Source organism: Sporomusa intestinalis (assembly GCF_055383785.1).
Genome location: NZ_AP042390.1, coordinates 3,948,887 through 3,969,447, shown reverse-complemented (window position 1 = coordinate 3,969,447; position 20,561 = coordinate 3,948,887). Strand labels below are relative to the sequence as shown.

Here is a 20,561-nt window from a genome sequence, read left to right as displayed (position 1 = left end):
CGTAAGGGAGGCAAAATAATGAACAAAGTATATATTGTGGCAGCAAAAAGAAGTCCAATAGGTAAGTTTTTGGGAAGCTTAGCAGCTGTAAGGCCAGGCGATCTGGCTGCCCAGGTAATGAAGCAAGTTATTAAGGACGCCCAGCTTGACGCTGCTAAAATTGATGAAATTTTTATTGGCCATCAGCATTCGGCCGGGCAGGGGCCGAGCATTGCCAGAAGAGCGCAGCTTGAGGCGGGAATCCCTGTTGAAGTGCCCGCAACCACTATTAATATGCAGTGCGGCAGTGGCATGAAGGCCTTAATATTGGGCTATAACTCAATTCAGGCCGGGGCAGATATTGTCTTATGCGGGGGCGTAGAAAACATGTCGCAAGTACCTTTTATCCTGACCAATAAGGCCAGAAAAGGCGTTAAGATGGGCAACACAGCCATAGACGTTCAGGATTCGTTATTCTGCGACGGGTTAATTGATCAGTTCAACGGTTATCTGATGGGGGTAACGGCGGAAAACGTGGCTGAGAAGATCGGTGTTTCCAGAGAAGAGCAGGATATATTTGCGGTTTGTTCACAGAACCGGGCGCAGCAGGCGATTGAATCCGGGCGTTTCGCTGATGAAATCGTTCCTATTAAGCAGGCAGGCAAAAAAGGTGTGGAAATGGTTTTCGCTACAGATGAAAGCCATACTCCCGGAACGACGCTTGCGGGGCTGCAGAAATTAAAACCAGCCTTTAAGAAAGAGGGCACAGTAACTGCCGGCAACGCTTCTCAGTTGAATGACGGTTCGGCGGCCATCATTCTGGCATCGGAAAAGGCGGTAATAGAAAATGGCTGGCAGCCTTTGGCCGAAATAATTTCGTCGGCAACGGTCGGCATTGATCCCGCCATAATGGGTCTTGGGCCGGTCAAGGCCATTATTAAGACATTGGCTGCTGCGAAAATAAATTTTGAGCAAGTTGAGCTTGTGGAGTTAAACGAAGCGTTTGCCGCACAAAGTCTGGGTTGTGTAAAAGAATTGGCCAAGCAGTATCATGTAACAGAAAAATCCATTTTAGAAAAAACAAACGTAAACGGCGGAGCGATCGCTTTAGGGCATCCGGTAGCTTCTTCAGGAACCAGAATTGTCGTTAGCCTGATTTACGAAATGAAAAGGACTAACCGGAAATACGGATTGGCGTCCCTGTGTGTGGGCGGCGGCATGGGAACGGCAATGCTAATCAGGGTGTAAAATCACACCGGCAATATTCTGAATGGTGAAAGCGGTAGTGTTGGCGCCTAGGGACTGCTAGCGGTAAGGGGCAAGGTAAACCGAATGACAGGCATTTCGCATTAGCGGATTTAGTTCTATTTTTTTGAAAAGCTGGAGGTTGGATTATGCAATTCGAATTTAATGAGCAACAAAAAATGATTCAAAAAATGGTGCGGGAGTTTGCGGAGAAAGAAATCGCACCAGGGGTGATGGAGCGGGAAGAAAAAGAGGAATTTTCGCGGGCGTTGCTCGATAAGGCCGGTGAACTCGGGCTGACGGGAATTTGTTTTCCCGAAAGCTACGGCGGTTCTGACGGCGACTATATCAGTTACATTATCGCCAATGAAGAAATAGCCCGGGTTGATGACTGCGTGCAAACAGGTTATGCAGCATCAGTATCACTATGCGCCATGCCGATTTATAATTATGGCACTGAAGAGCAAAAACAAAAATTCCTGGTGCCGCTGGCAGAGGGAAGTAAGCTTGGCGCATTCGGCCTGACCGAGCCGAATGCCGGCACGGACGCTGCCGCGCAGCAAACGGTGGCTGTCCTGAACGGGGACCACTATGTCCTGAATGGCAGCAAAATTTTCATTACCAATGGCGGTGCGGCCGAGATCTATCTCGTCTTCGCCATGACCGACAAGGCGAAAGGTGTCAAAGGCATCACCGCCTTTATTCTGGAAAAAGGCATGCCCGGCTTCACCTTTGGGAAAAAGGAACACAAAATGGGTATCCGGTCTTCCCAGACGCAAGAATTAATTTTCCAGGATGTCAAAGTGCCGGTGGAGAACCGTCTCGGCCCAGAAAACGCCGGTTTTAAAATTGCAATGACCACGTTAGACGGCGGGCGGATTGGGGTTGCGGCGCAGGCTCTCGGTATTGCCCAATCCGCGCTGGCGCACGCGATCAAATATTCCCAGGAACGGGTCCAGTTTGGTAAACCCATCGCCAGCAATCAAGCCATCGCTTTCCTGCTCGCTGATATGGCCACCCAACTGGATGCCGCCCGGCTGCTAACTTATCGCGCCGCTTACCTGAAGCAGAAGGGGCAGCCTTTCGCCAAAGAAGCAGCAATGGCAAAAATGTATGCGTCCGATGCAGCAATGAAAATTACCACAGATGCAGTGCAGATTTTTGGCGGCTATGGCTTTAGCCGTGAATATCCGGTAGAGCGCCTAATGCGCAACGCGAAGATTACCCAGATTTATGAAGGGACCAATCAAGTCCAACGCATGGTTATCGCCGGCGCCATTTTGCGCTAGAACGCTACAAGCAACGCTTCGCGGCGCAGCAGATGTTTATCTGTCCCCGAGAAAGCAGAACTCCTGCGGCGCGAGCGGTTATTATAATACCTGGTTGCAGCGGTGGTGTGTGTACTGCGGAATTATGGAACTGATTGCAAATACATTAGGAGGTTAGGCAGAATGGCTCAAGTAATAGCATTCCCGGGAAAATATGTGCAAGGGTACGGCGAGTTGTCCCGTATCAGTAAATATGTCGCTGCTTTGGGTAAAGCCGTTTTAATCATCGCCAGCCAAGGAAGACTCAATGAGCTGCAAGGGATCATTCAAGACAGTTTTAAGGACACCGATATTGCCGTTGCCTATGAGGCTTTCGGCGGCGAATGCTCAAAACGGGAAGTGGAGCGCCTGCTGGCACTTGCCAAAAGCTATCAAAGCAAAGTTATTGTTGGTATGGGCGGCGGTAAAGTGATCGATACGGCCAAAGCCGTGGCCTATTATGAACAGCTCCCGGTGGTAATTATTCCCACGGTGGCGTCCAGTGACGCGCCGACCAGCGCGATTGCTGTTTTCTATAATGAAGATGGCAGTTTTCAGGAAGTGCTGTCCACCGGAAGAAATCCCAGTGTCGTTCTGATGGACACCAGCATTATCGCTAACAGCCCGGCCCGGCTGCTGGTTGCAGGCATGGGCGATGCGTTAGCCACTTATTTTGAAGCCCGCACCTGCGTGGAAAGCTACCGGCAAAATTATGCGGGGGGAATATTCACACTGGCATCGTACGCTCTTGCCAAATTATGCTATGAAACTCTGCTGGCCGATGGCTTTGCCGCAAAACTGGCGATTCAAAATAAGACTGTCACCAAAGCATTGGCGAATGTAATCGAGGCCAATACGCTGTTAAGCGGCATCGGCTTTGAGAGTAACGGCATTGCCGTGGCCCACGCCGTTTATAATGGGTTCACGATCATGCCGAACGCTCATGCTTTGTACCATGGTGAGTGGGTAGCTTTCGGAACGCTGGTACAATTAATCCTCGAAAATCGTCCGCGTCAGGAACTGGAAGAAGTATTGCGGTTTTGCCTGAGCGTGGGATTGCCGACGACACTGGCTGATTGCGGTATGGACAATATTAGCCGCGAGCAATTGCTGGCGGTGGCGCAAGCGATCACGGCGCCCAAGCGGTCTGTCCACAACGAGCCGTTTCCGGTAACTGACCAAGACGTACTGGCCGCTATCCTGGTTGCGGATGCAACTGGCCAGATGTATAAAGGAAAATCATGACAGGTCCAGTGTACCTTGCATAGCCGGTCTATCTGCGGAAAAGTTCGATTTGTCAAGGTGAAATACTGCGAATGAGTTGAGATAAACGAGGAAAAACGTTGGTATTATTAAGGGAGGTATAATTATGGCTGGTTTGAGTTCGGCAAATAGATCTGAAAAGAACACGTCCCGGCGCTTGGTCGACAGATTTACGGAATGGAGCCTTAACTGGGTACCTGACTCCATGGTCTTCGTACTGGCGTTGACAGTAATCGTATACCTTATGGCCCTGGTCTTTACAGACCACGGACCAGTCGAGCTGGTTGACGATTTCGCTAGCGGTTTTTGGTTGTTGCTGACATTTGCCATGCAGATGTGTTTGATGATGATCAGCGGTTTTGTCGTAGCCGATTCCAAGTTCGTTAAAAGCGGTATCATTAAGCTGGTGGATTGGCCTAAGACCCCCAAACGGACTATGCTCATGTTTTGTCTGGTGGTCGGGGTGGTATGTTGGTTTCACTGGGGCATCGGTTTAATGCTTTCGATTGTAATGGGCAAGCAAATAGCGGTCCGCAAGCGGGGGCTGGGGATTCATTATCCCTTCCTGGCGGCCGTGGCCTACAGCACGCAGTGCATCATGGCCAACGGTGTGTCCCAGGCCGCCCCGCTGCTAATGGCGACTCCCGGCAATTTTTTGGAGAAAACGGTAGGTGGCCTGATTCCCCTGACACAGACAGCCTTGTCGCCGTTTCTCATGACCTTTATGGTCATCCAGCTTTTTGCTATTCCCCTGCTGGTAATGTATTTGCTGCCGAAGAAAGAAAATGCCGTAGAGCTTGATGAAGCGCTTGCAAGCGAATTTGCCCATGTACCGCCGGCAACCGGCGATGTAAAGAATTTGCGCCCAGCGGAGCGGTGGGAGCGTTCTCCCGTCCTGCCTACGCTACTGGCGCTCGTCATGTTGTTCTGGGTGGCAAAATTCTTCTGGCTCAACGGTGTAAGAAAGTTAGATTTAAACATGGTTAACTTTACCTTTTTTGCCATGGGGCTGCTGCTGCACAGAACGCCGCAGAGCTTTATCTCTTCCGTCAAGCAAGGGGTTAATACGACTTTTGGTGTTATTATTCAATTTCCGTTGTACGCCGGTATTTTCGGCATTATCAGCAATTCCGGGTTAGCAGGCGTCATTACCCACTGGTTTATCTCCATTTCCACGACCGAAACCTACGCCTTGATTGTCGTGATTTATACTTCGATGATGGATTTCTTCGTCCCGTCCGGCGGCTCCAAATTTGTTATCGAGGCGCCCTATATTCTTTCCGCCGGTCAACACCTGGGCGTCCCGGCGCATCATGTAGTCAACGCTTACAGCACCGGGGCGCAGCTGGCTAACAACATCCAGCCGTTCTGGGCCTTGGCATACCTGGCGGCATTTAAATTGAAGTTCCAGGATATTCTGCCCTATACGTTCCTCTTCTTTGTTTTGTCCGGCATTATGGCGACGATCGCCTTTCTTGTATTCCCCACGGGGCTTTAAGAAACTGAGCAGTTGAGGAGGAAACGGGCATTCTATTTGCGGTTGCAGCAGAACGAGCAGCAAGAAGAGGTTTCCCGCAAACTCCCTGCAGGAGCCAACCAACTTGCTGGGGTAGACTTCAAAACCCTGTTTCCCCAAAAAAAGTGGACAATGCGTTGCAAGTAGTGAGCTGTGGAGCTAAGGTGTGACCCGCTCACTCTGCAACGAATTGGCCACTTTTTTTATTTGGCTGAGAGCTGAAAGAAGGCCCTTTTTTGGCGCTCGGCTCTTTAACGGCTGTTCATGATGGGGACTGCCGCCTGGTGAGACGGCAAGCCTACTGTGCGGGTTTTATCTATTTCCTATTGGATACCTGTACTATAAGCGCTGAAACAATGAGAAGCGTAAAAACGGCAATGAAAATCCTAATCTGATATAAAGAGCCTATACTAGTTTGCTTTTAACTGTACGGATAAATAGTAGAGGGATAAATCTTATCCTGTAACAGAATCTTTTGAGGCTAGTACACTTTTTGGTACCCATAGAGATTTACTTTGCGACCAGCATATCTGGTCGTATATTTTTTAATAAACCATTGTAGAAATTATAGATTAGGAGGATGAGATTATGGGACAATTTACGAAGGAACCAAAAACAGAAGGGGGGTACTATGTAAAATATGATGGAAATTATATAATGCGGCAAAATGCAAACGCAGAATGGATTCGGTTCGAAACTCAAGATGCCAATTTTAATCCAGATTATTTTGAAGTTATGGATAACGATAGAGATAGAAACACTGTCCGGGCTAAATTTTTAACCTATAAGGGAGATTACGTGCTAGGTCCTGATGGTAATCCATATATAGTACCGTATTCGTTTGATTTTGAGGCATTTATTGAAAAATATAAATTGCTCGCTATTCCTCCCTCCACGGAAGGCTATATGGAGTATACTTACACTGTTCTAATTAACGCTTTCAGAACAGGTGGTATAGATGATCTGCAAAGGTCTTATGATGGAACCTATGGTTACTTCAACCCAGCTTTTATGTCATTTACTGCATCAGCCAGTTTTGTATACGGAGCGGCAAGTAATCTTATGTGGCTTGATATAGATTCCTGCCTGTGGGGTGGAGGGAAGCTTAACCAAATACAAAGCTGGTTACCAAGGGCAACTAATGATATATCTGGTGAAAAGTATAATAATCCTAATAATCCACCGCAGATAAGGCACGGGTATAAATTCGTTGATTCATTACGGAGTCATGATGAGCTATCTGGCTCACCAATGACTTCAGAGTCTGCTCCAACTAACTATTCGAATTCACTCAATATCGAAACGACCATTGCCAAAGAACTGGCAACGAATAGATCAAATGCTTTATCTTTAACAACATATAATCAAAAATGGCAAGATAATTTTCAAACCATGTTAGGACCTGCAAATCCTTTATTTGTTAATGCAGAAAAAGGTATCCCAAACAAATATGGAGTGTTAATTGAAGTCGATGACTTCGGTAATCCGACTTATGAGGGATGGATTCGGACAGCTGACCAAGAAGAGTTTATTAATCGAGTAACTGAGAAATCAGTACTTGATTATTTACAAGTTGCTTGGAATGGATATCTTCAGGCTGAAGATTCAGTTCGTATGTTATGACATTAGAGCCACAGGGTGGATTTACAAGGGCGAGGATCGCATATCGAACTCCTTTCCGAAACGTTTTCGCACAGTCTGCCTTCCCCCCTTACCCTTATTTATCAGCCAATATTAAAAAGAACTCCTGTAAGATCTAGTGGGATTTTACAGGAGTTCTTTTTTGCGTTGCAGGAGAGCCGTATTGGTGCAGTATTACAGCAATATTCTGTGACTCAGGGGGACGGTTCTCCTGAGTCAAACTTTATCTCATGGTAAGAACAGAGGCATTTAGAAATAGCTCACCGAGTGATTCTCTTGAGTTGAATTTACATCCCTACCCATAATAAGAATAGGGGCAAAATTCCTGCCTTTTCATGGTGCAGGCGAAGAAAGCAGGGGTAGAGGGATTTTAACGTGAACCGAAGAAAATACATAAATAGAAATAATTACAAATAGTAGAATTTGGCTGGGGGTGTAATTAGTGTCTCATATAAAAATAGCCTATAAGAGTATATGAACTGAATCCTGTGCAACGGACATAATTAAAAAAGCCTATCGTAGAATTATATGGATTTACGCAATCTGGCATCGCTTTTCGAGCGGTGTCAGTTTTGTTTTAAGCTGAATACGTTCATGGTTATAGAAATACATATATCATCAATTAGTTGTCGGGCCTCATCCAAATTTTTTGGCTTATGTCTATAGATACACTCTGATTTGAGAATACCGAAGAAATTTTCCGCCATTGCGTTATCATAGCAATTCCCTTTTCTTGACATGGAAGGTATAATACCGTATTCTTTGGTTAGGTTGAAATACCCGGTTGAAGTGTATTGAAACCCTTGGTCACTGTGGAGTTGCAGCTCTTCGGTGACCCCTTCTTTTTGTATAGCAGCTTTAACAGTATTAAGTACGAGATTAACCGTTTGCTCTGCGCCTACCCTGTATGAAATTATGCTTTCATCAAACAGATCACGAATCATGGACAGATAAAGAGTCCCTTGACCAGTGTGAATGTAGGAAATATCGGTAACCCATTTTTGATTGGGTTTGGCGACCTTAAAGTCTCGATTTAGAAGGTTCTCGTATTTATGTAGTTGCTCACCCATTCGTTTATACTTTTTGCGTCGTCGTATTTCAGCCAATAGTCCATATTTATTCATGATTCGCAATATGGTTTTGTGGTTAACCAATAGTTGCTTTTTTCGATGCAGCCATATTTTAACCCGTCGATAGCCGTATGTTTTACCTGTACAGTCCTGGCACTCTTTTATCATTTGGGCCAAGAGTTCATCTTTGTCTGGTTTATCGATTCTCTTACAAAAATCGTAATATCCGCTACGGGATACTGCAAAAAACTTACACATGGCCGTTATTGAATACTTATCTCTATAGCGATATATTGCTCGATATTTTACTGAAGGACTCACCTCCTTCCAGCGATTTGAAGAAAAGAACGCAGAAGCTCATTCTCCATCTTTAACCGCTTAATTTCGTTGTCCTTTTCCTGATCGGTTGTTAAACTTGTTCCTTTTCTTGGTCTTCCTTTTGGCCGTAATACGATTCCCTCCTCTAGGGACCTTTGCTTTCGATTATGCCTATTCACTAGACTTTTAACGGCCTTAGTATTTCTCAAGTTGAAGTATTCAGCAATTTCACGATTGGTCACTCCATTTTCTTTCATTTGAAGAACTTCTTTAATAATGCTTTCCCCAAAATGTTTCATGCCACATTTTCCGGACATAACAAGACCTCCTAGTGCAGATTTCTAATTCTACAATAGGAGGTCTTTCTTTCAATGTCCGGATTTAGGGATTCAGTTCAAAATCTAGTGGAAAGCGAGCTTGGACAGGGAGACATTTTTTATCGGATGTTTAGTAGGTATGTGCGGAAAACAGCATACTGTAAGAGCGAATAGGGTAGGTGATACAATCTACAAGTCGGACAATAAGAAGTTTGTTTTTTAAAAAATTTTAGTAGATGCTAAAGTCTGATTGTCTGATATAATTTTTATCTCTTCAAGTAAGTGATAAAAATTATGAATAGCCCTAAGATGGATACCCTGTCTGCTACCTGAAGTCATAATTGCTAAGGGATTTTTACTGCAAATTGGGCAAGAACAAGGAAGTGGAGTATCTAATGTTAATGCTGTTCGCTCTCGTCGCGATGATGAAACAGTAAAAGTTCGAAAAGGATTACTATAAAAAGCGTCCCCATAGAAAGCAGCTTTTATTGGGCGAGATGAGTCACATGACTGGATTTTCATACGGATAAGTTGTTCGATGACTTGAAGGGAAGAAATGCCGAAAACATGCAAGCGCGTTCCTATAATTTCCACAGCACCCATTATTCTTTCCAGAATTGACTGAGAATCATATACTGGGGCTAATGAACCAATACCATAAAGATCAAAATCTAATCTAGAGATTTCACGGGCACAGTAGCGTACACTTTCATAGCTATTCCCCTGTATAACGCCTATTGTTTTCACATTTGATGGAAGTTTAGCGTTGGCAGCTAGATTAATAAATTCATAAGCTTGAGCTAAGGTTGTTTCAATGCGTCGGTAGACCTCTGAATTAGAGTCACAGGATGGCGGGATCGGATGATCAAAATGGCCGATCCATGTTGGAACAGTCGACCCTTGGAGCATGTTTATCTGGCAGGAAAACACTTTTTTTTGAGACCATTGTTTAGTATGATTCATTATTGCAAAAGCGCCACTATCAATGATAAGCTTTTGAGGTTGAACTGGAAGGCGAGATGTGGTCCACGTCTGCGACACTCCAGATGGGCTCACGAGGAGGTTAACAACTGGCATAAAGTTTGAGTAATTTGGGTCACTGTCAGACCATGAGATAAAAAAATCCATTTGAACCTCCTGGTTTTCAAGTTTGTACCTTCTTTGTTTTAAAACGTATTTCGATGGTTTCGTAAAGGTGAGGAAAATCTCGAAACATATTTATTATTTCTGGATTGAATTTATCAAGAGTAAGCGAGGGTTCATCACCATTTAATAGACTAATAAGCACACTTTTCCCTATTTGGGGATAATCAATATTAAGATCGCTTAAAATAGATTCTGCACAGGGGATTTCTTCCAAATTTTCAACCTGTGTTATCAAGTTGGCACATGCCTCAGCAAGTGTGGCGAACTGTACCAGATGTGAATGATTCCGATTCAGCGTTGAGGCAACTTCTCGATATTGAGGGATGAACGACGCAAGTAAGGTACAACGTATGTAATAGTAATATTGCAGCTTTTCAATACAGTATTGAATACTTTCACACAGTGCAACTGTTGATAGTTGGTAGGCATGTAATTGCCATTCATACATTCCTGGGGGTGAAGAAATACTGTGAATTTCCGAATGATATAGAGTTGCAACAATCTTTAAATATCGTTCGCAGTTTTTTTGTTGCTTGGTCAGGCGAGAGTGTATTGATTCAGGCAACTTAGCAGTTTGTAATTTGTTTATCATATCCAGAAATAATCTGGCATTTTCTATCAGTTCTTCTCCTGCGTATGGGTGTACAAGGATAAGATAATTAAGGTGAAGGGTTAATATTTTTCGTTCGTTCGATTGGCAAGCCAGTTCTCTGAGGACATACAGAATATCGCCGTTAAGTGTACTTTTTGGGGGGAGTGGATCTATTGGACTAAAGTAACTGGCAAGACGTTTCTCAAACAAAATCTCATCGAAATGCTTTTGTTTAGCATGCAAAAATTCAAATACAGTATCCGTAAATCTCAACAGACCAAAAGGCGATGACCAGTCTGCGGTATGCAATGAGCCAAGCAGCATCAAATGATAGTGGGCAGATAATGGATTGAAGTAATCGGGAAAAAGTGGTAATGTCTTAGTATCTTTAAATAACCCATTCCAATTTTTATGTAAATGGTTTCGAAGGCGGTAATATAGTTGCCAATCTGGCAATAAAGGAGCTGGAAGGCTACAGTATGAAGCAATATCATTTACATAAATATTTACTTCCTCCAATAGCCTGGGATTACTACATTCTTCTACTAATCTAAAGACTTGACGAAAGGTTTCTAATCGTTCTTTAACCAGTGTTGAGTTCCAGAAGTCAAACCACTTAGAAATATGATCTTGTATTTTGTCAATAAAATTACATAATAGATAGTTGCCTATTTTGTAATGTGGATCTACGGATTTGGCATCTATAGAGTTTAGGACTGAAAAGACATCTAATGCGCGATAGCGTTTTTTCACTATCTCAATACTTGGACCATCATAGATGTTTTCGCGTAATAAAAACCAATCTCGGAATTGTTGATAAATAAGAAATACTATTTCGGGCGGGAGTTTGACTGTATGCCTCAAGTCTGCAGGATACTGATGAATAATGCGGAAATTAAAACAAGGCGGTAGTTCCTGTTCTGCTTGTCCTGTTTCAAGAAGAACATAGAAACAACAGTATGCAAAGTCTGCAGGATGCATACCAAGTTCGTTGTCCAATTGCTGTTCCGTTTGCTTACGTAACGCGTCTGTCTGATATAAAAGCTTAAAAGACTCGTCTTGAGAAAAAATACGCGATAATTGTTTTTCTTTTGTATAACCCCGGAGAGAATGAATATTTTCAAATAAGAAGGTAGCATGACCTAGTGATCTACTAACCAATATTGCATCTTCTGAGCTTTCTTCGCCGACATCTTCCAAATTGAGAGCAAACCTACACCCTTCAAAATCTTTTTCTATGCGGACAGTGCTATTTTGCCGGGGACTATAGGGCAAACTTAAGCTGTTTGGTTGTACGATATCACGGTATACGGAAGCAAGGCCTTGACGTACACTTCGGAATAATTCCTTATTGACTGGAAGGCCATCTAACCAGTCTCGTATTGCTTGCTTGACAGGATCAAGGGAGTCATCTATATCATATGCGTCATGTATTGTAGATAAAGAAGTTAGAGGTATTAATTCAACCGAAACAGGTATTTTTGCCTCATTTAACGCGGGAAAGAAGAACTTGGCTAGAGCAGGATTTACAAGTACGTGGCCATCATCGACTGCGCTAGGTGAAGTGTAAACAGATAATAACAATCGTAGGCAAGAGTCTTCGCACGCTGGGGCATATTCCCTTTTAAAGTAGGTTTCCCATGCAGTGGTATGTTTGTTTTGAAGATAGAGGGTTAGAACATTACCGATACTGTTAATAAAATGTCGCGGACGGCCTTTGTTTTCTGGTATATGGAGATACATACGTTTTAAAGATGCTTCGTTGAATGGGAGTAGAGTAACTGCTCCTGGATATTCTTCATGCAGACTCGCGCAATAATCAGCGTGTATACATCGGTAATCACAATCGTATCCGTTTTGCCTCTTAGCCTCTTGCATATACCGCGCAGCATAGTCAATACAATTGTCAATATTCAAAAAATATGATTGAGAGCCATGTTCATCACTGAACCATAGTTTCATCATGCGGTCATCAAATGTATCAAGATTTGAAATCCTATTAAGAAGTTCGCGACCTCGCTTGGTGCTTTCAAATGATGCTGGGGTTAACCCCATTACAATATCCCAGTTTCCTTCATCAAGTGTAATGAAAAAGTCCAATAAGTCACTTGCAAATACATTCAGTGACTGTACTAAATCATCGATAAGAAGTAGTGGACGTATACCAGTCTGACGGAAAACGTTGCTCCCAATGCGTTTAAGAGTTTCTTTAAAGTTGTATCCCCCAAACATTTCTTGTTCTAGCTCACGTATCATGAGGGATTGTAGTTGTTCGCAGTTTATGTTACAGTCAAAACACGTATCCTCTACAATTATTTCTAATTGTTCCAGAGAAATAAGTTCGGCAGGAACAGAATGAGTATCCTCCCCACAAGAGAAAAATTTAGTTTTTAGGTTTTCTTCTATAATTGGGCGAAGTTTATAAGTGAGAGGGATAATTTTTTCGTCACTATCAAACATTTTGCCTAGTGCAGACCAGACAAGGTGATTGGCAAGGGTAACAGTTTTTTTTTGTAGACTATCCCAATGTATTAATACGCTCTGTGTTAGTCCCGTTCCACTGAACTGTTGTAAAAGTTTTTCTAGGATTTTTACTGGGTCAAGTTCAGTGCGTGATATACGTAGGATAAGCGGCGCCCGCGGCGTGTTGTACAATTTATGCTGTAACCATCGAATGGTCTCGGATTTTCCCGAACCTGCTGCTCCATAGAGGACATAGGTCCGGTTACCTATATTACCTTCTGAATTATTTTGTGCTAGAGAGTAAAATAGGTCTTGCTCGTTCCAGGGATCAATTTCCTGGTTGCCTAAAAATCGCCTCATTGTGATTGGACTATGTGTTCGGATAAATATACCTTCTCCAAGGGAAAAACGTTCGTCCGCAGTAATCGAAAAGAGCTTCAAGGAGTTTTCATTCACACAGGGTAACATGTCTTCTCTCCTTTTAAAATCCAATTTGCGCGTTGGTTTCTAAAATATGAACGATGGGGTAAATCTTGTTTCATAGAGAGTTTAATAAGTCCTTTAGAATGTAAATACTCCAGTGGTAAGCTTAATGATCTACTGATTTCACCAGTTTTTGTTCTCCATGGAAGAAATCTGTTAAGATGTTCTTCCAATAACACTTGTATTGGCCCTTCAGTTTCGGTCCAAATTTCAATAATTTTTGTTATTATATGGGGATGGTAGGTACATAAAAAACCACTATATACTCGACGCCCTACACCGGCAAATTCCAGCACCCGCTTCCAGGCATTTATTTTTTCTTCACTAAGTTTTTCCGACAATAGTAGGGCGTTAATTTTTTTATGGAGCCCAAAATGTATTGCTTCGTCGGATTGAATATACAAGTGCTCAATAATGTCGAGAAACCAACCATCTAAGGGATGGTTACGCCAAGTTTGATCTTGTTGGATTCTCCGCAGACAAGCAAGGAATTGGACATGAAAGGTGGAGTTTTTTAGTGTACTTTCATACTTTCCATTAATGTTTCTTTCGATCATATGGCAAGAGGTTAGGAAAGCCAATGCATCATCTAGGTTTATTGTATTTCTATGTTCACCATTGATGGATGGCACGAAGATATGGGATAGCTTTTCTTTAGTAACCGGAGAGTTTTGTACTATATACTCGGTAATACTTTGTAACTCTGGGCCATAGACAGTTTTAAAAAGCATATTCTCGACCTCCCTTGAGTGTCTAACTGACGCGATTATATAATATGATAAATTGGAGCGTCAATAAAATTATTTTTCTGGTTAGGTTTATAGTATTGCAAGGAGATAGATGATATGGAAATTTTGTCAACAAGATTAAAATAATGCGTGACAAAAATAAAATGACTCAAGAGGATCTTGCTAAAAATATACACATAAATTGCTCAACGGTTGCTTCTTGGGAGACTGGTCGAAGGACTCCGGATTATGAAAATCTTGTTAAGCTTGCACATTGACGAAAAGTTACAAATTATGTAAAATGGCCTTTGAAATCAGAAAATGGTTTTAAAGGTCGTTTTTAATTACTAGAAAATAACCTGGAAGAGATTCAAATATTAAGTTAGCCAAATATTGGATAGTTTTTTCAATTTAAATTATTTCAGTATTTTTTGGCAGGTGTTTACAGATATTTAAAGAAATGTAATTATTATGTCGAGTTTTGGTATTGCCGGTGAAAAAGGTAATCAGTATGTTACTCTAGTTCAGTTCAGAACCACAAGGAGTTTTATACTAAACGTAACTTTGCTGCCAAAGAACTAAGAGTTGAGAATATCTGATGTAATAGTAAAAATACGAAGAGCAATCATATTAGCGGAGGAAATTAGTATGCCGAAAGTGCAGTGTGGGATGTATGTGCGATGTCCTCAGGATCTTGAGTATCCTACAGATCCTCGTACATTTGTATTAGGGAAGATTGTTCGGATTGAAGATGATAGTGACAAGGTTCTAGTTAAATTCTACGACCATTATAATTTAAAACTTTATTATGAGAATATTCCGCAGGTAGGTGACTTTGACATCAGGCAAGTCGCCCGTTGTTACGCTTTAGATGGCACAGCGGTATTATGGAAAAAACATAAAGGGAAAATAATTACCCGGGCAGTTAAGGATGATGATGATTTCTACTGGTACTTTGCTGAGTTTGATCATGACGGACAAAAAGTAGTTAAACTGGTCTGTGAAAGAGATTTGATTATACCGTTAAATCGTGCCGATATGCCCCCTCTTACGCAACTACTTAATTATGAATTTCAAAGCCCGTTTTGGTTCAAGCATCGTAATATTGTAAGAAGTTCCTTACATATGTTACATAACGCTACTTACGGTTTTGAGACTCTCATCGGGGCGAGAGTTTTCCTTATGCCCCATCAGATAGATACTATTGTACGTGCCATGACTGAGAGTCCCTGTAGATTGATGTTAGCCGATGAAGTGGGTTTAGGTAAGACTATTGAAGCGTGTGTTATTATGAAGGGCTTAAAAGATAAGAATTCACGCCTAAGAACGCTCATAATTGCCCCTCAATCCCTTATGCACCAATGGCAAAACGAACTTTCTTATAAGTTCTGGATTGAAGCTCCTATATATTCAAAGAGTATGGTTTATACCGATTACTTGATCTTTCCGCTTGAAGATATTGTAACAAAAGAGGCCCAAGATATTCTCCTAGACAATTGGGGGTTGTTAATAGTAGATGAAACGCATCGACTATTAACATTACAAGAGCATTATAGATTTATTTATCAATTAAGTTGTCAGACTGATAATTTATTGTTGTTAAGTGCCACTCCAATTCAGCAACGCCGGGAGGATTATCTGCGACTACTTGCTTTATTAGTTCCTCAGCGTTTTGGAAAAATGGCAATCAATAAGTTTTCAGAACTTTTAGAAAAACAAAGTGATATCGCTTCGACAGTCCAGCGACTAATGCAGGATATTGAGTTTTACATTGAAGACAGGTTAGCAGAAGAATTCATCGACGAACTAAGCCAACTAGCTAATCAACTTGACGATAGGGTTTTTAGCAGTCTTATTTATAAAATTGACCCAGAAAGTGATGACCATGGATTGGAAGTTGTCAAAGTAGCACTGGCCTATTTAGGTGAGAACTATCAAATTGAGAGGCGAATTATTCGCCACCGTCGAGAAGAACTTAAAGACAAACTCCCTACTCGTGTCCTTGAAACAGTTCAATACGACATGGCAGGCTCAGAATATGGATTTTATGAACAAGACGCTTACGAGCATATCGTAGCTTTTTTGGAAGAAGTTGATTCAGAGATCACTATGTCACTCGTGAAAAAAATGCTGAGTTCGGTTTGCAGTTCCCCTTGGGCTATACGTGAGATACTTCGTCAACGACTTGCTCAAATCCAAAAAAGTGAGATACCAAGCATTCTTAATGAACAGGAGAAGTTGATCTCAATTGATAAAATATGTTCACGCTGGCAAAATGAAGTTGAGCATGAGTTATCACAGATTGGTTATTTATTGGACGAAGATCCTGATAGTATTAAGGGGCGATTTGGCAAGATATGTAACTATCTTGAAGAAACACTGGAATGCGAAAAATTCGTATTGTTTTCGAATTTCACTGAGTCAATTATACCGCTGGCGGAAACGCTTCGATCCCGTTACGGAGAACAATCTGTCGCCATCTTTCATCGAGGTAAAAAGGCAATCGAACTTCAAGAAGAAGTTGATCGCTTCCAGAATGATTCCAGGTGTCGGTTTATATTGTGCGATGCTTTAGGAGGCGAGGGGCGGAACTTCCAGTTAGCCCACGCCATTATTCATATTGATATACCGTGGCATCCTTCAGAATTAGAGCAACGCATTGGTCGTGTCGACCGTATTGGACGATCGAGAGAAGTAACATCTGTAGTTTTTTACGCGACGGAAACAGTGGAAGAGCAGTTATTTCTTCTGTGGAACAAAGGCCTGAATATTTTTCATAAATCCTTAAGCGGACTGGAAATTGCCTTAAAAGAAATCCTCACTCAAATGGAAAAGGCTGTTTTGAACGATGTACGCTATGGACTAAAGGAAGCTCTTGAACCACTGCAACAGCAGTTGACCGAGATGCGGGAGATCGTTGCTAAAGAACGATATTTTGACTTGTGCCGACAATTGGACCAAAGAGTGGAAGGTCAATTAATTAAACTAATTAGTCATTTTGATGCTGAAGAAGGACGAGTTTTAGCGGATACAATGATGAAATGGACATCAGCCGTAGGGCTTGGTGCCACAGGCGCTAGAGGCAGCAATATTGTAACGTTTGCACCACAGCGTTTTAGCCCGAACGCTACGAACAATACCTTGTTTCGTCCGCCTAACATGCAGGAAACTCTCCGAAGAAGCGGAGTTGCTCAGCAGATTCGGGGAACCTTCTCACGGCGTGTGGCACTAGAAATGGAGAATCTTTCGTTCTTTGCACCAGGAGAAAAAATGTTTGATGCCATCACTGAAAACGCCCAAGAATGTTATCGCGGGCGTTGCTGCGCTTATGCAATAAGGTTGCCAGTTCCACGAGAGTGGTGGGGTTTAGTTTTCACCTGGGCGGTAGTTTTCAGCACTAGTCCATTGATAAAGTACAAAGTGCCGTTGACACATATCTCGCTGGCTCAGGGCTATATTCCTCTTGATCCCATTATTACTGTTCACGGACTTTCGATAGAGGACGAGGCGTTGGTATCTGAGATAGATACGACCCTACTCACACAAGAATTTGAGCCAAAAAAAACAGCCCATCTTGGAAAGCGCAAAATTGAAACGGATTTTCTAAGGATCAAGGAACAATTCAAGACTAGTAATCTGCAATGGACTAAAGAACAATTTCCAGCAACTGAATGGCGGAAAATAGTTAATGAAGCCTATGAGCGGGGATTGAATCAGGCTAACGAAAAGCTTAATAGCCTCATTGAAATCGAAGCTGCCAGAGCTGATTTTTCACGACGTTTTTATGGCTTGAAAGCATCTGCTTTGTACTATGGAGAAAAACACGGTGCAAGTGATGAACGAATCGACGAAATGGAAACTGTATTTCGTGCATTACAGACCGGTCTTAAGAAAACAGAGGTGCGTCTAGATTCTGCTGCTCTGGTGTGGGGGGGGCCCACACTTGAATAACGTAACCAGCATTCTCCAACTTGTATTAGAAAAGGACTTAACCCCGGACGATGGGGTAGTCCTCATTGAAAAACTGATGAAAAGCAGTGAAATTCGTTCAAAGGTTTCTTGTGCTTACCGTTTATGCCGTTCTCTTAGTGACTCTGAGCAGAAACCGAGTTCTAAGGGATGGTTGGATATAGCAAGTCATTTGAGGCAAGTCCTTTTAAACTGGCAATGTACTTTTGTGCTTCACCCTGAGTATGTAAAAAAGATGAAGGCAGTTTGCGACAATACCAACCTACATATTGATAACGACGGGGAGATTAGTGCGATAAAAAAGATGCCGTCCTGGTTTGGAGCATTTGATGCTATTCAAAAAGTCTACAATTTGGAACCGTGTCAGACGAAGGAGTTTAATCTAGGTGACGGAACGCTTGCGGCGATGACCGGTTACAACCAATTTGCTTCTAGCGGTCAAAAAATCGCAGTTAAGCAAGCCATGGAATTACCCCCTGGTTACACGCTACTTGTTTGCCTTCCGACAGGAGGAGGAAAAAGTACTGTTGGTAGATTTCCAGCGTACTGGGTGACCGAGGGTGGAACATTAAGTGGCGCTATTGATCAGGCGGGAACGACGTTAGTCGTAGTGCCGACGGTTGCGTTAGCTATAGACCAGGCTGAACAGGCCAAAAAGTGTTTTAGTAATGCACTTAGTGATGAATATAAGCCTGCAGCCTATTATAGGGGGATTAGCGATGAGGTTCACCAGCAGATATATAATGGAATAAGAATGGGTACCATTCCGCTTGTTTATATGTCTCCTGAGACTATCTTAGGGCGCGGTTTTCGTACACTTATTCTCGAGACAGCGCGAAAGGGTAAACTAGTGAGTTTGGTTATTGATGAGGCTCATATGGTTGCAGATTGGGGGAGTGCATTTCGTACAGATTTCCAATTATTATCCGGTTTCCGAAAGCAACTGCTTGACGAAAGTAACGGAAGACTACGGACAATTCTGCTATCGGCAACCTTATCAGATCGAACGACAGAGTTACTAACAAGTATGTTTTCCGAACCTGATAAATTAATTTCTGTGCGCGGGGATGCCCTTCGCCCTGAACCCATCTATATCCTAGACCATTCGAGCAGTAATGAACAACGGCACGAGAAGATAGTGGAAATAATACCCTTGCTGCCAAAACCCGCTATCCTATATGTAACAAACCCAAGTGAAGCAGTGCAATGGAAACGCCGTCTTAATCAATCAGGGCTTAGTAGAGTAGAAATCTTTTCGGGAAGTACAAGTGCTGATAAGCGAAAAAAGCTCGTTGAGCAGTGGAACTCGGACCAGATAGATGTCATGGTTGCTACGTCGGCCTTTGGTATGGGCGTGGATAAACCGGATATTCGAGCAATTATTCACGTACACCTACCTGAAAGTATCAACAGTTATTATCAACAGGTAGGACGAGGCGGTAGAGATGGGTGTCCTTTTGTTGCGCTTCTTAGTGTTGTCGAATTGCCGGATTATAAAAAATCGTTTAACTTAATAAAGAGTTCTGTACTTCGCCCGGAAACAATAGCCCAGCGATGGTTTTCCTTACGGCAGCAGGGTCAGTTCATCGACGGTGATATGGTGTGGGTTGATAGTGGTTGCCGCCCCCCTCATCTATTAGACAAAGAGACAGGTGATACTAACGCGAATATAAATGAAGTTACGTTGCTATTCTTATACCGTTGCAATCTAATCAATATTATCGATGTTAAATATCCTAGTATGGAATCTAGACGCCATATTCTAGTACAAATGAACGATATTAGTGCATTTGAAAACGAAGAACTATTAATTAGTATTGTAAATCAACCAAGACAAGAGGAATGGAATGCTAAGCGGGAAGATTTAAGACGCATGTACGCATTACTCAACAAAAAGGGTACGCGTTGCTGGAGTGAGCATTTCAGAGCAGTTTATTCATACACTCGTGAAGTGTGTGGTGGGTGCCCGAGTTGCCGGGGTAATCTCCCATGTTATAATAAGTCGAATTCTGAATTAGTAATCCAAGGGCCTCAATTAACTAGAGAGGACGCACTAACAGGCTCATTACAGCGCTGGTTAGGTTATCGAGCTCAGTTACTGCTATATACTGCGAAGAGTTCGGTTGAGGCTTCCGACGTTGCTGCACTAATCAAATCAGGAATTCGCACCATCATACTTCCTGGAAATAAAATTACTAGTTTAGCTGCATTCATGGAATCGTTACCCTCTTTCCATTTCCATTATACACTTTATGCTTGGGAAGAGGTCTTGAACAGGGAGAAGACCAATATTCGTGGGGTAATAGCTGCCTGGTATTCTGCTGCTAGGGATACGGTTATGTGCTATGAGTGGTTAAGGCTATATCTGTCGGCATCAACCGAGAACCAAGTTATTCATATAACAAATGAAGAAACTATTATCACGTCCCAAGGGAAGTCTTTAAGTGAATTAGTTGAGGGAAGATACCCGTTGCAACGATTGACTTCTTCGATGAAACAACTAGAAGAAAACGTTTTATTCTAA

Annotated in this window: 13 protein-coding genes; 8 read left to right on the top strand and 5 right to left on the bottom strand. The window is 42.6% G+C overall.

Going from position 1 to position 20,561, the window contains the following annotated elements; translation table 11 throughout:
• The first annotated feature begins 18 nt into the window (after positions 1-18).
• The 5 genes from ACZ481_RS18615 to ACZ481_RS18595 all read left to right on the top strand — a co-directional run bounded on the left by ACZ481_RS18615 (position 19) and on the right by ACZ481_RS18595 (position 6,933).
• Positions 19-1,227 (top strand): acetyl-CoA C-acetyltransferase, encoded by a 1,209-nt coding sequence (locus ACZ481_RS18615; protein ID WP_464766833.1) that lies wholly within the window; start codon positions 19-21, stop codon positions 1,225-1,227.
• Between the two features lie 146 nt (positions 1,228-1,373).
• Entirely contained in the window at positions 1,374-2,513 is a 1,140-nt protein-coding gene (locus ACZ481_RS18610; RefSeq protein ID WP_464766832.1) for an acyl-CoA dehydrogenase, read from the top strand.
• Positions 2,514-2,675: 162 nt separating this feature from the next.
• On the top strand, positions 2,676-3,776 hold the full coding sequence (locus ACZ481_RS18605; RefSeq protein ID WP_464766831.1) for a glycerol dehydrogenase: 1,101 nt from the start codon (positions 2,676-2,678) through the stop codon (positions 3,774-3,776).
• A 124-nt stretch (positions 3,777-3,900) separates the two neighbouring features.
• Positions 3,901-5,292, top strand: coding sequence for a short-chain fatty acid transporter (locus tag ACZ481_RS18600; protein WP_464766830.1), 1,392 nt, complete (start codon positions 3,901-3,903; stop codon positions 5,290-5,292).
• 606 nt (positions 5,293-5,898) lie between these two features.
• Positions 5,899-6,933 (top strand): hypothetical protein, encoded by a 1,035-nt coding sequence (locus ACZ481_RS18595; RefSeq protein WP_464766829.1) that lies wholly within the window; start codon positions 5,899-5,901, stop codon positions 6,931-6,933.
• Positions 6,934-7,517: 584 nt separating this feature from the next.
• Here ACZ481_RS18595 and ACZ481_RS18590 read toward each other — a convergent pair.
• The 5 genes from ACZ481_RS18590 to ACZ481_RS18570 all read right to left on the bottom strand — a co-directional run bounded on the left by ACZ481_RS18590 (position 7,518) and on the right by ACZ481_RS18570 (position 14,071).
• Positions 7,518-8,342: an IS3 family transposase gene (locus tag ACZ481_RS18590; RefSeq protein ID WP_464766828.1), complete on the bottom strand. Its 825-nt coding sequence runs from the start codon at positions 8,340-8,342 to the stop codon at positions 7,518-7,520.
• Positions 8,339-8,656: a hypothetical protein gene (locus ACZ481_RS18585; protein WP_464766827.1), complete on the bottom strand. Its 318-nt coding sequence runs from the start codon at positions 8,654-8,656 to the stop codon at positions 8,339-8,341. The genes ACZ481_RS18590 and ACZ481_RS18585 overlap by 4 nt, the downstream gene beginning before the upstream one ends.
• Before the next feature lie 219 nt (positions 8,657-8,875).
• Positions 8,876-9,784 carry a tRNA-guanine transglycosylase gene (locus ACZ481_RS18580; RefSeq protein WP_464766826.1) on the bottom strand — a complete coding sequence of 303 codons (909 nt, stop codon included), beginning with the start codon at positions 9,782-9,784 and terminating at the stop codon, positions 8,876-8,878.
• Positions 9,785-9,800: 16 nt separating this feature from the next.
• Complete coding sequence (locus tag ACZ481_RS18575) at positions 9,801-13,313, bottom strand: hypothetical protein (protein ID WP_464766825.1); 3,513 nt, start codon at positions 13,311-13,313, stop codon at positions 9,801-9,803.
• Positions 13,310-14,071 (bottom strand): hypothetical protein, encoded by a 762-nt coding sequence (locus tag ACZ481_RS18570; RefSeq protein ID WP_464766824.1) that lies wholly within the window; start codon positions 14,069-14,071, stop codon positions 13,310-13,312. Before ACZ481_RS18570 ends, ACZ481_RS18575 begins: the two co-directional genes overlap by 4 nt.
• 143 nt (positions 14,072-14,214) lie before the next feature.
• Here ACZ481_RS18570 and ACZ481_RS18565 point away from each other — a divergent pair, with 143 nt between their 5' ends.
• The 3 genes from ACZ481_RS18565 (at position 14,215) to dpdF (ending at position 20,561) form a co-directional block, all read left to right on the top strand.
• On the top strand, positions 14,215-14,346 hold the full coding sequence (locus ACZ481_RS18565) for a helix-turn-helix domain-containing protein (RefSeq protein ID WP_464766823.1): 132 nt from the start codon (positions 14,215-14,217) through the stop codon (positions 14,344-14,346).
• A 370-nt stretch (positions 14,347-14,716) separates the two neighbouring features.
• Positions 14,717-18,019, top strand: coding sequence for an SNF2-related protein (locus ACZ481_RS18560; RefSeq protein ID WP_464766822.1), 3,303 nt, complete (start codon positions 14,717-14,719; stop codon positions 18,017-18,019).
• Positions 18,012-20,561 (top strand): protein DpdF, encoded by a 2,550-nt coding sequence (dpdF, locus tag ACZ481_RS18555; protein ID WP_464766821.1) that lies wholly within the window; start codon positions 18,012-18,014, stop codon positions 20,559-20,561. The genes ACZ481_RS18560 and dpdF overlap by 8 nt, the downstream gene beginning before the upstream one ends.